13 protein-coding genes are annotated in these 15,142 nt (G+C 59.5%); 7 read left to right on the top strand and 6 right to left on the bottom strand.

Annotated features, from left to right (window positions below; all coding sequences use genetic code 11):
• Positions 1–121: 121 nt before the first annotated feature.
• Complete coding sequence (locus HMPREF2751_RS07880) at positions 122–1,645, bottom strand: glycoside hydrolase family 5 protein (RefSeq protein WP_070595814.1); 1,524 nt, start codon at positions 1,643–1,645, stop codon at positions 122–124.
• Between the two features lie 202 nt (positions 1,646–1,847).
• Positions 1,848–3,044 (bottom strand): glycogen synthase, encoded by a 1,197-nt coding sequence (glgA, locus tag HMPREF2751_RS07875; RefSeq protein WP_042388572.1) that lies wholly within the window; start codon positions 3,042–3,044, stop codon positions 1,848–1,850.
• A 112-nt stretch (positions 3,045–3,156) separates the two neighbouring features.
• Between glgA and glgC the strand changes: the two genes are divergently transcribed.
• Positions 3,157–4,374, top strand: coding sequence for a glucose-1-phosphate adenylyltransferase (glgC, locus tag HMPREF2751_RS07870; RefSeq protein WP_070595828.1), 1,218 nt, complete (start codon positions 3,157–3,159; stop codon positions 4,372–4,374).
• A 312-nt stretch (positions 4,375–4,686) separates the two neighbouring features.
• Here the strand turns inward: glgC and HMPREF2751_RS07865 are convergent, their stop codons facing one another.
• Positions 4,687–5,361 carry an O-methyltransferase gene (locus HMPREF2751_RS07865; RefSeq protein ID WP_049193703.1) on the bottom strand — a complete coding sequence of 225 codons (675 nt, stop codon included), beginning with the start codon at positions 5,359–5,361 and terminating at the stop codon, positions 4,687–4,689.
• A 158-nt stretch (positions 5,362–5,519) separates the two neighbouring features.
• Between HMPREF2751_RS07865 and sigE the strand changes: the two genes are divergently transcribed.
• From sigE to tatB, 4 genes are all read left to right on the top strand, one after another.
• Complete coding sequence (gene sigE, locus HMPREF2751_RS07860; protein ID WP_070429357.1) at positions 5,520–6,173, top strand: RNA polymerase sigma factor SigE; 654 nt, start codon at positions 5,520–5,522, stop codon at positions 6,171–6,173.
• Between the two features lie 51 nt (positions 6,174–6,224).
• The gene (locus HMPREF2751_RS07855) at positions 6,225–6,617 is read left to right on the top strand and encodes an anti-sigma factor family protein (RefSeq protein WP_246823194.1); all 393 of its coding nucleotides are present in this window, start codon (positions 6,225–6,227) and stop codon (positions 6,615–6,617) included.
• Positions 6,617–7,936, top strand: coding sequence for a S1C family serine protease (locus HMPREF2751_RS07850; RefSeq protein WP_070595813.1), 1,320 nt, complete (start codon positions 6,617–6,619; stop codon positions 7,934–7,936). The genes HMPREF2751_RS07855 and HMPREF2751_RS07850 overlap by 1 nt, the downstream gene beginning before the upstream one ends.
• Positions 7,937–8,047: 111 nt before the next feature.
• Positions 8,048–8,644, top strand: coding sequence for a Sec-independent protein translocase protein TatB (gene tatB / locus HMPREF2751_RS07845; RefSeq protein ID WP_049171944.1), 597 nt, complete (start codon positions 8,048–8,050; stop codon positions 8,642–8,644).
• 244 nt (positions 8,645–8,888) lie between these two features.
• Here the strand turns inward: tatB and HMPREF2751_RS07840 are convergent, their stop codons facing one another.
• On the bottom strand, positions 8,889–10,022 hold the full coding sequence (locus HMPREF2751_RS07840) for an Mrp/NBP35 family ATP-binding protein (RefSeq protein WP_070595812.1): 1,134 nt from the start codon (positions 10,020–10,022) through the stop codon (positions 8,889–8,891).
• 334 nt (positions 10,023–10,356) lie between these two features.
• Between HMPREF2751_RS07840 and HMPREF2751_RS07835 the strand changes: the two genes are divergently transcribed.
• On the top strand, positions 10,357–10,839 hold the full coding sequence (locus HMPREF2751_RS07835; RefSeq protein WP_070595811.1) for a YflT domain-containing protein: 483 nt from the start codon (positions 10,357–10,359) through the stop codon (positions 10,837–10,839).
• Positions 10,840–10,862: 23 nt separating this feature from the next.
• On the opposite strand, the gene HMPREF2751_RS07830 is transcribed toward HMPREF2751_RS07835, so the two are convergent.
• The gene (locus tag HMPREF2751_RS07830; RefSeq protein WP_070595810.1) at positions 10,863–12,779 is read right to left on the bottom strand and encodes a DUF6777 domain-containing protein; all 1,917 of its coding nucleotides are present in this window, start codon (positions 12,777–12,779) and stop codon (positions 10,863–10,865) included.
• Between the two features lie 221 nt (positions 12,780–13,000).
• The gene (locus HMPREF2751_RS07825; protein WP_070595809.1) at positions 13,001–14,224 is read right to left on the bottom strand and encodes a magnesium and cobalt transport protein CorA; all 1,224 of its coding nucleotides are present in this window, start codon (positions 14,222–14,224) and stop codon (positions 13,001–13,003) included.
• A gap of 94 nt (positions 14,225–14,318) precedes the next feature.
• Here HMPREF2751_RS07825 and HMPREF2751_RS07820 point away from each other — a divergent pair, with 94 nt between their 5' ends.
• Complete coding sequence (locus HMPREF2751_RS07820; RefSeq protein WP_242458662.1) at positions 14,319–15,023, top strand: type 2 periplasmic-binding domain-containing protein; 705 nt, start codon at positions 14,319–14,321, stop codon at positions 15,021–15,023.
• Positions 15,024–15,142 lie beyond the last annotated feature (119 nt).

Raw genomic sequence — 15,142 nt, 5'->3', positions numbered from 1 at the left:
GATTTTTGTAGCCCAAGCTGGGGTGGGTTGCAGGTCCGATGGCGGGGGAGGACCCTGCGGCACGAAGAACGCCCTGCGGAAGAATCCACAGGGCGTGATTTGGTGAATCGAGCGGTTGGTTCTACTTCGGCTGGATGGTGACTGACACCTTGTCAGCAGTGGAGACGATATGAACCGTCTGGCCATCGGCAGCGACAGTGGCGTGGCCACCCTCGACATTCACTGTGAACCCATTCGGGAAGTTGATTGAGGGCACAACGAGCTCGCTGGTGGAACCAGGTGCGAAAGATCCGGTGCCATCGACGCGGCTATTGTTCCAGCTGGCCTGGTAGACACGGGTGTCGCGGTTCCAGTCGGTAGCTTGCGGGGTGCCTGCGACCGCCCGCAGGTGTGGAGCGGCGAGGATGGTCATCTTGTCGCGGTTGAAGGCATCGGCACCTACAGGTCCTGGAACAGTAGGGTCGAAGACCATGCCCTGTTCCTTCTGGTTCTGCGTCGTCGGGTCGTTGCATCCGCAGTAGGACCAGTACTGCCAGCCGACCATGTGGCGGCGGGCAAGCGAAATTACGCCATTGAGGGTATCGGCATCGTCGGTCGCACCGAACTCGGACAGCAGTGTGGCCGAGCCGTTGTCGGATGAGACAATTTCCGCATTGTCGAAGGTACGACCATCGAAGAAGTCACAGCCCGTGTAGGTGTTGAACAGGGCATTCGTGGTGCAGTAGACATGCCAGCTGAGGGCCGTACCAGCGGTTTCAGGAACCTCCGGGGCTGCCGGATTCGTGTTCAATCCGGTGTTCCACATGGAGTAGGGCTCGTAGTGGACAATAGCGTCCGGGTCCTTGTCGACAATCTGATTGGCAGCCTTCTGGTGCAGTTCATCGAGCTTTTCCTTAGCCGGGCCGCAGTCGCCGAGAGCCAGATAGCACAGTGGGTATGCGGAGCCTGGCCACGGTTCATTTATGATGTCGTAGCCCATCAGTCCCGGCATGTCGCCAAGGCGTTTGGCGACATGGCCCCACATGGCTGCGTAACGCTCCTGCAACCCAACGCCGCCTGGCCCTTCGCGGTTATTCAGGAAGTTGTCGTATGCCCTAATGAGGCCGATATTGAGGGCCTGGTTAGCGGGGAAGCCAACCTTTAAAAGGCTGGGAACGCCGTCGTCAATGACAGCCCAATCCGGGGCAAATTCGCCTTCGAACTTCTCGTTGTACATGTCCTGGTGAGCATCGACCAAGACCGCGATTCCACGCTCGGTGAGCATAGAGATAGTGCGGGCAATGGAATCCAGGTATTCGTCGTTGTACTCGCCGGGCTTTGGCTCTACTGCTTTCCAGATAATGCCGACTCGCATGGAGTCGAAGCCCTGCTGCACGAGCCAGTCAGCATCGTCCTCGTTAAAGCCTCCGGCCTCGGGGGTGTAAGGATCGTGCTTGTAGACGATGTTCGACCCCTGAGTGAGGAAAGCTCGGCCGTCACCATCGGTAAACCAGCGACCGGACTGCCCAAGGGGACCACGCTCGGTGATGGTAGCGGTACTAGGGGATGGTGCTACTTCTGTAGCGAGCGCCTGATGCGGTACTGCACCCGCTAGCGCTATGGCAATGGCGGCACCAGCTGCTGCCACCTTCTTAGTGAATCTCATACTCAGGATGCTATTGACCAGTAATGATAAATTCAGCCAAAACTCAAATTAGGTTTAGAAAAGTGGGCAAGGGCATAAGTAAATGTCCTGAACGGGGTTAGTAAAAAGGCTAAGAAAGGCCCACCGCTTCCTTCTCGGAAGCGATGGGCCTTATGAGGAGACTCCGTCCACCGCGCATCTGTGGCGTCTCGCAGACAGCCAGCTACATCAAAGACTTATAGACCTCAACGGTCTGCTCAGCGATGTTCTCCCAGCTAAACACATCTTCAGCACGCTTCTTACCCGCCTGGCCAATCTTGGTAGCGCGGTCGCGGTCGGCGACCATGTTGTTAACCGCGGCAGCGATTCCACGCTCGAAGCCCTCCGGATCAGACTCGTCGTAGTGAACCAAAGTGCCGGTTTCGCCATCGACGACAACCTCCGGAATGCCGCCGACATCAGAGGCGACAACGGCGGTGCCACAGGCCATAGCCTCAAGGTTAACGATGCCCAGCGGCTCGTAGATGGACGGACAGACGAACGAATCCGCGGCTGTCAGGATCTCCTGGATCTTCTCCTTCGGCAGCATGTCCTGCACCCAGAAAATGCCATCGCGCTTCTCCTGGAGGTCATGGACGAGCTGCTCAGTCTCCTTCGCGATTTCCGGGGTGTCCGGAGCGCCGGCGCACAGAACGAGCTGCACACCGTCGTCGAAAAGCGATGCGGCCTTGACCAAGTGAGCGACACCCTTCTGACGGGTGATGCGGCCGACGAACGCGACCATTGGGCGAGACGGGTCAACGCCGAGCTCCTCCAGGACGGACCAGCCGTTCTGTTCCTTGGACTCTTCCCACGTCGGGCGCGGGTGCCACAGCTCGGTGTCGATACCGTTCAGGACAACGTGAACCTTGTCGGGGGAAATACGCGGGTAGGCGTCCAGGATGGCGTCCTTCATGCGTGCGGAAACAGCAATGACAGCGTCTGCGTACTCCATAGCATTGCGCTCGGACCAGCTGGAAACGTCGTAACCGCCGCCGAGCTGCTCGCGCTTCCACGGGCGGTGCGGCTCCAGTGAGTGCGCGGTGGCCACATGCGGAATGCCCTTGAGTAGACCGGTGAGGTGACCGCCCAGGCCTGAGTACCAGGTGTGAGAGTGGACGACATCAATGTCGGTTGCCGCGGCGGCATTGGCCATGCGCAACCCCGTGGACAGCGTCTTAATCGAGGCGTTGGCATCCTTCAGCTCCGGGTCAACGCCGTGGACATATACATCCGCCTCATCGCGAGGAGCACCCATGCAGTGCACATCGACGTCAACGCCGTCGAGGCCGCGCATGAAACGAGTCAGTTCAGTTACGTGAACACCTGCTCCGCCGTAAATCTCCGGAGGGTATTCCTTGGTCATCATGGCAACACGCATAGTTCCAGCGTAACCAGATTTGACAATTTCCGTCGCTTGATATGCCTGGGTGTGGGTAGCGGGGAGGGGAGACTGGCAGCGAGGAACGTAAATCGCATATAGGTTGGTTGGTGTGAGGAGTCAACCACATGTTTTGTCCATTGTCCTTGCCGGTGGCGAAGGCAAGCGTCTCTTCCCGCTGACGGAAGCCCGCGCTAAGCCCGCCGTGCCTTTCGGCGGTAGCTATCGGCTTATCGACTTCGTGCTGTCGAACCTGGTCAACGCAGGTTTCTTGAAGATCTGTGTGCTGACCCAGTACAAGTCCCACTCGCTCGACCGTCACATTTCGCAGGCGTGGCAGTTGTCCGGCATCACCGGCCAGTACGTCACCCCGGTGCCGGCTCAGCAGCGTCTGGGTAAGCGCTGGTTCACCGGTTCGGCGGACGCGATCCTGCAGTCGCTGAACTTGGTTTATGACGAGGATCCGGAGTACGTCATCGTCTTCGGTGCCGACCACGTCTATCGCATGGATCCGCAGCAGATGCTGGAGGCCCACATCGAGTCTGGCGCTGGCGTGACCGTCGCTGGTATCCGCGTCCCGCGTTCTGAGGCTAGCGCATTCGGTGTCATCGATGCCGATGACAACAACCGAATCACCGAGTTCCTGGAGAAGCCGGCTGATCCGCCCGGCACCCCGGATGACCCGAACTCGACGTTCGCGTCGATGGGTAACTACATCTTCACTACCTCCGCGCTTATCGACGCTATTAAGCGTGACTCGGAAGATGAAAACTCCGACCATGACATGGGCGGAAACATCATTCCGATGCTGGTAGAGGAGGGCGAAGCTTTCGTCTGGGACTTCAAGGACAGCTACGTTCCGGGTGAGACCGAACGTGACAAGGGCTACTGGCGTGATGTCGGTACCATCGATGCCTTCTACGAGGCCAACATGGACCTGATTTCCGTCCACCCGGTGTTTAACCTCTACAACAAGAAGTGGCCAATCCACACCTTCTCGGAGGAGAACCTGCCTCCGGCCAAGTTTGTCCAGGGCGGTATTGCTCAGGCTTCGATGGTCGGGGCCGGTTCGATCGTCTCCGGTGGTACGGTCCGCAACTCGGTGATTAGCACCAACGTTGTGGTCGAGGATGGCGCGACGGTGGAGGGTTCGGTTCTCTTCCCAGGCGTTCGCGTTGGCCGCGGGGCAGTGGTTCGCCACGCGATTTTGGACAAGAACGTTGTAGTTTCCGATGGCGCCATTATCGGTGTCGATCCGGAGAAGGACGCAGAGCGCTTCAAGGTCAGCGCTGGTGGCGTTGTGGCCGTTGGTAAGAACCAGGTTATCTAGACTGTCTGAGTCCGACCGGCTGCAAAAGGCACGTACCGTGGGGTACGTGCCTTTTCTCCTTTAACCCTTTTTGCTGCCTAGTTGCTACCTAGCCCAAAACCGGCAACCCCAAAAATCACGGGCTTCGCATGTGAATATGGGCTGCAAATGTGAAACTGTGTGAGTTTATGACACTTTCAAGCCATTTTTCGGGTCACTTTTGTCATAAACGCAGTCAGTAACTTGGCTTGACCCGCCGCCGCTGTCATAAACGCAGTCAGTAACTCGGCTCGGCCCACCGCTGCCGCTAGCCAGCCGGCCAACAGTAGAAAACTACTTCTTCACCAGCACAGTGGTGCCAGCTGCTAGAGGTAGGCGCATCACGTAAGCGTCGTCAAGCTGGAGCATATATTCGTCGGCTTCACGGGCAGCGACGGTGTCACGGTCAGTGCGTGACGAGTCAGCGACAGTGCCGTCGAGGAGCGCGCCGGTCAGGACGAGCGCGCCACCGGAGCGAAGCAGCGGCCAGGCCTTTTCCTGGGCGGCGCGGAGGATCGCCGGGGCGACGTCCAAGTAGACCAAGTCGTAGGAGTCGGCGGCCAGTCGATCCATGACCTCCAGCGGCTGCGAAGGCAGGAAGCGCTGTCGGTTGGGGCGGATGCCTGCGGCTCGGAAAGCGGACTTTGCCAGAGACTGGTGCTCGAGCTCCGGGTCGATGCAGGTGAGAACGCCGTCATCGCCGAGGCCGGCGGCCAGGTGCAAACCGACTACGCCTGCCGCAGGCGATGCGATGACAGCGGCGGGGTGACCGTCGCGGCGGGCACTGGTCAGAGCCATGAGCGAGGTCAAAGCGGCGCCGGTCATCGTATCGGGGACGGCAACTCCGTATTCGCGAGCGCTCTCTCGGGCGCTTTCAAGGGCCTCGGAGACTACGGTCGTGTTGTTGACGTGCTGTGCAATAGCGTCACGTGCGGATAGCGGGGTAGCAGAAGAACTCGTTTCGGACACGTTCTATAGCGTAGGAAAAAACTTCGGGCAGGGCAGCGGGGCGCGCCGGTCAGTGCCGGACTAGGTGGGTAAACAAGCCTCAAGTTTGTCTGGACTCTCAAACTATTTTCAGGGTAAGGTCACTACAAACCTAAGGTTGGTAAGGAACACTGAACCTCATGCCCGAACGAGTCAAGTCCGAACGAGTCAGCGTAGGCGCCAGCCGCGAGGACGCCGCGTCCGCTGACGTAACTGAGCAACTGTCCGGCACCGCGGCTTTTGACGCAGGTGTGGGGGAGATGCCGTCGTGGTCGGAGCTGGTCCAGGCCCACGCGGATAGTGTTTATGGGCTCGCATATCGGTTAACTGGTAACCAGCAGGACGCGGAAGACCTGACGCAGGAAACATTCATGCGTGTGTTCCGCTCGCTGAAGTCATACCGTCCCGGCACTTTTGAAGGCTGGCTGCACCGGATTACCACTAACCTGTTTTTGGATATGGTCCGGCACCGGCAGGTCATCCGGATGGAGGCGTTGCCGGAGAACTACGACCGTGTCCCGGGCACGCTGAAGACGCCGGAGCAGGCCGTCGATGACGCGATGCTCGACCCGGATTTGGAAATCGCGCTGGCTGAGCTGCAGCCGGACTATCGCGCGGTGGTTGTCCTCTGTGATGTGGTGGGGCTGACCTACGAGGAAATTGCCAGCACCCTTGGGCTCAAGATGGGCACTGTGCGTTCGCGTATTCACCGGGCACGTTCCAGCTTGCGGGCGACGTTGGAGCGCCTGGAGAAGGAACGACAGGAGCTGCCGGAGTCGGTCACCGCAGGCTAGATTTCCCGCACTCAATCCGCGGGAGCGGCTATTGTGGGGCTAGTTAAATGGGTGCGATTTCTGGAGGTGCTGCAGTCTGTGATTCAGCAGGGCGATGACAAGCGTTTTTTGTCAACGGAGCATCTCGGCACCGAGGCAATTGCCGCTTTTGTTGACGGCGAGTTGTCGGTCGTAGCTGAGCGTCGTGCGCAGGCGCACCTGATGGCATGTCCGGAGTGTCGCCGGGAGGTCGCGAAGCAGCGGCAGGCAGCCAAGCGTCTGCGTGATAGCGCGCCCTTGCACATTCCAGCTGAGCTGCGCGCACGTATTGCTGATTTCGCAGGCAGTTGCGAGGACTCAGAGCCCCATCGGTCGGCGCGGCATCTTGCGCACCGTCCGCCGGAGTCATTGAGCGCTGCGTTGGAGCAGATCGTTCGCGGTTTTCGTAAAGGTGGTCGTCACTAGTGGGCAAACATCGCTCTTTCGATGATTCCGCGTTTGCCCCGGACTCCGATCGTGCCGCCGCAACTGGCGGGCTACAGCGTGCACCAGGGCAAAAGCTTGACGACGACCCCAGCGCCACCGCCCAAGAGTATTCGCCGTGGCAGGATTCGTCGTCACGCATGACGACGGGGCGTCCAGCCCGCAAACCCGAAGCGAAAAAGAAGCCTCGCCCGAAGACGGCTCCCCGCGTCAGCGCGCGGGAAGTGATTTTTGGCCGCGAGGTGCCGTGGCGTGTGATTGCGGCGTCGTCGGCCGTGGTGCTGCTCATTGGCGGTGTTGGTGGCTTTGTTGGCGGTTGGGCTGGCAAGACTTTCCGCTCGGACTACCAGCGTGTGGAGCTGCAGCAGATCGAGGGGCGGCCGGGCAACGGTGATTTGACTGAGATCGGCAAGGTGGCGGAGGCTCTTCGTCCCGCGGTGGTGTCGATTGCGGTCAGTGCCGGTGAGGTCTCGGGCGTGGGCTCGGGGTTTGTCATTGATGGTGACGGTCATATTTTGACCAATAACCACGTCGTTTCGGCGGTGGCGGATCGGCAGGATATGCAGGTCTCCGTAACGTTTTGGGACGGCGGCAAGTTGAAAGAGGTGCCGGCCAAGATTATTGGCCGCGACCCGAAGACCGACCTCGCTGTAATTAAGGTCGAAGATGTTGCGGGGCTGACTGTGGCGCAGCTTGGTGATTCCAACGCGGTTGCGGTCGGTGACACAGTGATTGCGATGGGCTCGCCGCAGGGGCTGGGCGGCACGGTGACCTCGGGCATTGTCTCGGCGCTTAACCGGCCGGTGCGCCTGGCCGCTGAGGGGACTGACACGGACGGCTACGCCGATGCGATTCAGACCGATGCCTCCATCAACCCGGGTAACTCGGGTGGTCCGCTGGTGGATATCCGCGGTGCCATTATCGGCATTAATACGGTGATTTTCAGTAGTTCGGGTGGCTCACAGGGGTTGGGCTTTGCGATTCCAATCAATTCAGCCGTTGCCATCGCTGAGCAGCTCATCGCCGGTGAGCAGCCGGTTCATCCGGGGATTGGCGTGACAGCGCGCACGGTTTCCAATGGCGCACTGACTGGTGCCGAGATTGCCAGCATCCTGCCGGGAGGCGTTGCCGACCGGGAAGGCCTGCAGGAAGGCGATGTGATTACGGCTGTGGGAGACCGCGCGGTATCGTCCGCAGATGAGCTCACGGTGGCGCTGTGGACTGTTGGCGCTGGTAATGAGGCGGTATTGAAAATCGTTCGCCACGGAGCCGAGCTGGAGGCGAAGATCACGCCGGAGTAGGGGGGCGCTGGTTTCGGCAGGTTTCGGCTGGTTTCTGCGGATTTGGCAGATTTGGTGGATTTGGCCACGCAATGCTGCATGCGAGGTGCACTGTAACTAAGGTGGTATAACGTGTTTTCTAATGTTGGCTGGGGCGAGATTCTTGTCCTCTTTATCCTCGGACTAATTCTCATCGGACCTGAGCGGTTGCCGAAGGTAATTGAGGACGTCCGCGCATTGCTTCTGGCTGCGCGCACCGCAATCAATGACGCACGCGATAACCTCTCGGACGAGTTCGGTGAAGACTTCGACGATCTTCGCAAGCCGCTGCAGGAGCTCAACGATCTCCGTCGTCTCAACCCGAAGACCGCCATCACCAGGACGCTTTTCGACGGCGATGACACCTACCTGGACATGCTCTCCGGTAAGCCCGCAGCGGGTGGTGGCGGAACTGGTGCAGCCGGAGCTGCAGGAGCGGCAGGAGCGGCCGGGCCTGCGGGTCAGCAGTACCAGCAGTCCAATACGAACCAGCCAGTGCAGCCGGCTCCGTCGCAGCAGCCGCTCCCGCAGTCGGCTCAGCAGCCAGCCCAGCAGCCGGGAACGTGGCAGGATCCAGTTGCCCAGGCCCGCCAACAGCAAGCGCAACAAACACCACAGCAGCCGCAGCAACCGCAACAACCTCAGCAGCCCCGTGGGGTGCAGGCCTGGGTCGAGGACGACAACCTATAGCGGTCGCAAACCGTTCCCGACCGCAAGTTACTGACTAGGTTTATGACACTTTGAGCACAAATTTTGCCACGAAAGTGTCATAAACCTAGTCAGTAAGTGCACGCAGCCGCTTTGGTGGATGCACCACCGAAAACGCCCACAACACATACGCCCCAGACACCGCAGCCGCAAAAGCAGACGCCCCCTTCCCGGCACCGAAAATACCGGGGAGGGGGCGTCGCTGTGATCGTCGTAAAGCGAAGGCCTACTTCGGAGTCACGCCCAAGCCGAGCGACTTGCCTGCGAGCGACTCGCGACGAACAACCAGCTTGCCAGCGATAGCGTTCAGGGCCTCGCCCGCGCCCGAATCCGGCTTGGACAGGACAATCGGAGTGCCCTTGTCGCCGCCTTCGCGGAGCTCGGTGTCCAGCGGTACCTGGCCGAGCAGCTCGACCTTTCCGCCGGTGATCTGGGTAAGACGACGGGCAACGGTCTCGCCGCCGCCTGTGCCGAAGACCTCCATCTTGGAGCCGTCGGGCATTTCCATCCAGCTCATGTTCTCGATGACACCGGCGATGCGCTGGCGGGTCTGCAGCGAAATGGTGCCGGCGCGCTCTGCGACCTCGGCGGCGGCCATCTGCGGGGTAGTAACAATCAGCAGCTCAGCGTTCGGCACGAGCTGCGCCACGGAGATGGCGATGTCGCCGGTTCCCGGGGGCAGGTCGAATAGCAGGACGTCCAGGTCGCCCCAGAACACGTCCGCGAGGAACTGCTGGATAGCGCGGTGCAGCATTGGCCCACGCCAGACAACCGGTGCGTTGTCGTCGACGAAGTGTCCGATAGAGATCAGTGACACGCCGTGCGCCTGCGGAGGCATGATCATGTCGTCGACCTGGTGCGGCTTTTCCTCGGAGCCCATCATGTGCGGAATGGAGTGTCCGTAGACGTCGGCATCGAGGACACCGACAGACAGACCCTTCGCGGCCAGCGCGGCGGCGAGGTTCACGGTCACGGAGGACTTACCAACGCCACCCTTACCGGAGGCGACGGCGAACACGCGGGTGCGGGAGTCCGGCTGGGCGAATGGGATCACCGGCTCGGAGGCGGTGCCGCGGACGGCGTTGCGGAACTCGCGGCGCTGCTCGTCATTCATCACATCGGTGGTGACGGTGACGTTGCCAACGCCCTCGATACCGTTGAGCGCCTTTTCGGTGCGCTCGATGATGGTGTTTTTCATGGGGCAACCGGCAATGGTGAGGTAAATCTCCACGGCCACGTCGTTGTTGTCCGCCACCGAGATGGACTTGACCATGCCAATCTCGGTAATCGGGCGACGTACCTCAGGATCTTCGACCTGCGCCAGGGCGGTGCGAACTTCAGCTTCAGTAATCGTAGACATTATGTAGTGAATCTTATCGTGAGACCCCGTAAGACAAAGAACTACTGACAAAATCAGCAGTTTTCCGCTTTACGACGGGCATAGCGCCCAGCCCCTGCGGTAAGCGCGGTGGTGGCGAAATGTGTGGTGGGGCAGGCGGTGGAACAATTGGAAACTGTTAGGCGTTGTCTTCGGTAGAACGCCTTTTGGCAATAGTTTTAGCAACACTTTTAGCAACTGCGTCACCAATTACTGTGACAACAACTACTGCGACAACAACTGCAAGGGAACGGTGAGAGTACCGATGGCAAATGGGGAAGCGAACAGCGGTTGGGGGAGCGGCCGGGAACAGAGCATGAAGTCCCGGTTGCCTCAGCGTCAGGTGCCCGAAGGGTGGCCGGTGGGCAGTTTCACCAACTATTCTGACGCGCAGGCGGCTGTGGATTCGCTCAGTGACCGCGATGAGTTCCCGGTGTCAGATCTCACCATCGTCGGTGTTGACCTGATGCAGGTGGAGCGCGTGGTGGGCCGGTTGACCTGGCCGAAGGTTCTCGGCGGCGGCGCGCTGTACGGCCTGTGGATGGGCCTGTTCTTCGGCCTTATTCTGGGGCTTTTCCAGGAAGATTGGGTTAGCCCGTTGATTGTTGGCCTCGGGATGGGCGCCATCTTCGGCATCGTGCTGGCTGCAGTCCCATACGCTATGCAGAACGGCAAGCGGGATTTCTCCACCACCACGGAGATCGTTGCTCGTCGCTACGACGTCTTGTGCAACCCCCGCAATGCCGAACGCGCCCGTGACCTGCTTGCGCAGCGGGCGCTCGGTGGGAACCGTGGGTAGGTTGTTCGCTCGTTGGCGTGGGATTAATTTCTGTTAACAGGTACTTCAGCGTTATCGATGTAAACATCCCCCGTGGCGTCCATATCGAAGCGTGTTACAGGTGCTTCACAACCCATGGTTTCTTCCAGATTAAAGCAAGTGTAGTCACCTATTGTCACGGATTCCCCAGGCCGAAGTCGGCGCTCGGGGCGTATGCCGTTCAGTGGGCTCTCAAGTTGATATGCCATCGCAGTAAAGCCGCCGGGTGGACCACTAAAGACGAGGAAGTTGAGTGGTCCATCGCCGTCAGGTGCTGCGCCGTCAACGGCACTATATGGGCCACGTTGGCCAGAATTGGCCAGTGCATCGATGTAACAAAATATGCCGTTAGTGGCTGGGTTGATGAAGCAGCCAACTCCGCGATTTTCAATCTCGATGTAGTAATCCCCAAAGAGCTCTAATCCAACCTGTTTCTTAAATTCAGCAGGATCTACTGGTATCGTTCCGTCAGCATCGTTGGCGCCGTTTGAACGAGTTGCGCGGTCACCACCAACACCACCCCAGCCGGTTTCGGCCCACTGCTGGTAGTCGTTAAAGCGGTCTGCGCCGGTGGGGCGCTCGGATGCGTCGCCTTCGGCCTCGGCTAGGCCTAGCTCGCCGAGGAGTTTGCCGTCGGGACGCACTCCCATGTCTTTAGGGCTCGTTACTGGGGTGTCTTCTGTGACGGCATCGAGAATCGCCCGCTGCGTATCGATATCGTCCGACGAGATTGAGATGTCTATGTCATCGCCATCTTCAATATCGATGACGTTGATGTTGTTGATGGTGACGTCGGTTTCGTAGATGGTCACGACATTTCGCGGTTCGTAATCGTCCCAGTTGGTCTTACTAGCCTCTGGCGCGGTGTAGCCGTTCCATGCTTCAGCGAGGGGATTGCCACAGGAACAGCGGACGCGGGGCACGCCGTAAGCGTCGACCATGACTGCGGTGCCACGCTGCAGAACTGACTGGTAAGGAGTTGCTCGGCCGTTGTCGTAGCCGTGGTTGGTGACCCACGTGTCCTGGCGCAGGACAACTGGGGTCAGGGACTTAACGTACCTCGGCACATCAGACGCATTGATGCCGATTCCCTCGGCGAATGCAGCGTTGAGGTCAGCGTTGTCGTTGAGGTTCGCAACGAGTGCATCTGCATCGCAGACGCTGAGCTGGCCGGAGCCTCCGTAGATATTGGGGTCGTTTCCGGCGACAGCACCTTGAGAAGACGCGTTAACTAAGCTCGAGTTGTTTGGCGCTGCGACCGCTTTTTCGTTGACCGTGGAATCCATAAAAGGACTCGGTCCAGGGTCTTCGGAAGAAATGTAAGACATCGCCGCAAGACTCTTGCCTCGACCGGTAAGGAAAAAGACAGTGGTGCCGCCGGCGATGACCAAAACGACAACAGCGATAAGTGCTAACACTTTTCCGCTCAGGCCGGATTTCTTCTTGCCGCGCTCTGTGACCGACGGCGCCTGTTCGGAATATTGGTCAGAATACTGGTCAGACGACTGCGGAAGTATCTGGCGGTCCGGATTGAACTCTCCCCACTGCGTCCATTCCGTTTGGGCTCGCTCGGGAGCGAACTGCAAGGTTTCGGGATCGGGAGCGTGCGTGCTCCACGCTAACTCCGGCGCGTCATCCTGTGGTGCCGACGGTTCGGGTGCTGGCTGCTCCGAGGAAGCAACAGGTTCCTGCGATTCTGACGGGACCGGCGATTCCGATGCTGGCTGCTCCGAAGGCTCAACTGGCGTTGGCTCCGACGCAACTGACTCCGGTTCCCGCTCAACCGACTCCGGCTCAGCAGCGTCCCGAGTTCCAGCCGAATCGAAGCTCGGACGCGACTCATCGTGGTCATCTGCGGGAAGTGCCCAGGAATCGGAACCATTTTCCTCGGGTGGTGGGAGCTCCCAGGGATCGTTACTCATTAAGGCGCCTTAAAATTAGTAAGAAATTTTTTAAACCTTAATTAAGTTTACTGACCTGTCCAGCGCGGTCGATCCCCAATGGGGAAAGCTCCCCACTTAGAGGAACCATCAGCGCAGAGCTAGCGAACTACCCAGCTAAACACGGGCAACAAGCTACCCAGCTAAACGCGGGGGATGAGTCGCAATGACCGTCGTAAAGCGAGGGCTGTAAGAAGCAGAGATTACAGCCACTTGTTGCGGCGCAGGAGCCACACCAAAAACGCCACAATGGCGAACATGATGGCGAGGACGATGAAGTAGCCGTACTCCCAGTGTAGTTCGGGCATGCGGTCGAAGTTCATGCCGTAGATGCCGGCGAGTGCGGTCGGCACGGCGAGAATAGCTGCGTAGGCCGAGATGGTACGCATGTCCTGGTTCTGCTGCAGCTGGATCTTCACTGCGGCGGCGTCGATCAGGGATGAGAGGCGTTCGTCGAGTCCGGCTACGAGGTCCGCCGCGGCGAGCTGGTGGTCGAGAACATCGGAAAGGTAACGGCTGACGTCCTTAGGCATGATGTCTTCCCGCAGATTCATCAGGGAGCGCAGCGCCGGTGTCAGCGGATCGATCGCGTGGCGCATCTCCAGGATTTCTCGTTTGAGGATGTAAATGTCCTCAATATCCGACACCAAATTCGGCTCGAAGACGGCATCTTCCATAATCTCCACGCGATCTTCCAGCTGCATCGCGATGCGCAGGTACGCGTCGACGAGGTTGTCCGTCAGCGCCCACAGCACGCCCGCGGGGCCGTAGTCGATGGCGTCGGTGGTGTTCTCCACGCGTGCGCTAATGCGCTGCATATCCGAGCTCGGCATGCCCATGCGAATGGTGATGACGTACTCCTGGCCGATAACAATCATCAGCTGGCCAGAGCGAATGATCTCATTTTCGTCGTCTGCGAGACCTTCCGGAGAGTAGTGAATCGAACGAATCACAAAAACCACGTGATCATCGTGGATCTCAATCTTAGGGCGCTGACGATTGGTCAGTGCGTCCTCCACCGTCAGCTCATCCAGGCCGTAGAGCTCAGCGATGGCGTCCATCTGCGTCGCGTTGGGGCGCGACAACGACAGCCACGTGAAGCCCTCGCCAAAATTACGTACCTCGGACAGACCGGAGAAGTGGTCGTAGGTGCCCGGCAAACGCTTGCCGCCGATGTAGACGCCGCAATCGCGCAGGGCGTCGCGCACCGCCTCCGACTGCGTTTCTCCCACGCTTAACGACGATCCGTTGGTGCGCGTCACCTTCGAGACAGCTGACATTGCTGCAGATTTAGCTGCATTCGTTGCCCGAGCGGTCTTGCCGGGTTTTTCTGCGCCCGACGGTGTTGAGCCTTTACTTGTCGAGTTAGTTCGCGGATTGCGAGCTTTCGCCGAAGCGCTGTTGTTGCGGCTATTCGTATCACCCATTCTGGGAGACCTCACAATCCGTTCGTAGGTTACGCTGGTGTCGATGATTGATTTTAGACGTGCGAGCGGCGAGCTCCACTATTGCACTGGCTCAATGGGGAACAGGGGTAGCTCCAAGGCTGCTGTGTGCACTTTTGCTGCCCTGGCGTTGGTCGCTGGGACAGCGGGGTTCGGCCTTTCCGCGTGTTCTGATTTGGATCCGCAGATGCCTGTTCCTCCCGAGCAGGAGGCGGTAGTAACTATCGGGGCAGACCTGCGCAACCCCGAGCAAGCAGCTCTCGCGTACGTGTATGCGCGAAGCTTTGAGAGGGTAGGGCGCCAAGCGGAGGTCGTCGGCATCCGCGATGCTGAGGACCGGTTGCGAGCTGTGCGCAATGAAGCGGTTCTGGTCTCTTTCGGCTGCACCGGTGAACTGCTCGGACTGAGTGACCCGGCGTCGGCGGAGCTGTTGGCCGAGGATTACGCAGAGGACTCCACTCCGGACAAGCAGTTCAGTGGCGAGTGGCGCGACCGCGTTTATGATGCTTTTTCGCGGTCGCTGCCGGGGCAAGTTATGGCCACCGACGCGGGCATGGCCCAGGGGTGCACGGATATGTCAGCTGACAACCCCGGGGCTAACCTGCCGCAGTGGATCGTGCCTTTCTACGCCAAGCCGGCGTTGGACCGGAGCGACCGAGTCCGGGTACTCAACGAGATCGCTGGTTCTTTGAGCACTGAGGATTTAAAGCTAATGACTCGGGCTGTGGCCAGCGGTGCCAACCCTGAATTGGTGGCTCAGGAGTGGCTGGATAAGGCGTAGTCGGGGTGGCGGGGGCTAGTTGTGGCGGTATCGGACGTGTATCTGCTGTTGGCCGCCGCCAAGTTTGTTGATTAACCCATGAATGCGGGCTGCAAATGTGAAACTGTGCGAGTTTATGA

It is taken from the genome of Corynebacterium sp. HMSC063G05, from assembly GCF_001810555.1.
Taxonomy (GTDB): domain Bacteria; phylum Actinomycetota; class Actinomycetes; order Mycobacteriales; family Mycobacteriaceae; genus Corynebacterium; species Corynebacterium jeikeium_D.
The sequence above is the reverse complement of the archived record's forward strand: the minus strand, read 5'-3'. Positions and strand labels throughout refer to the sequence as shown.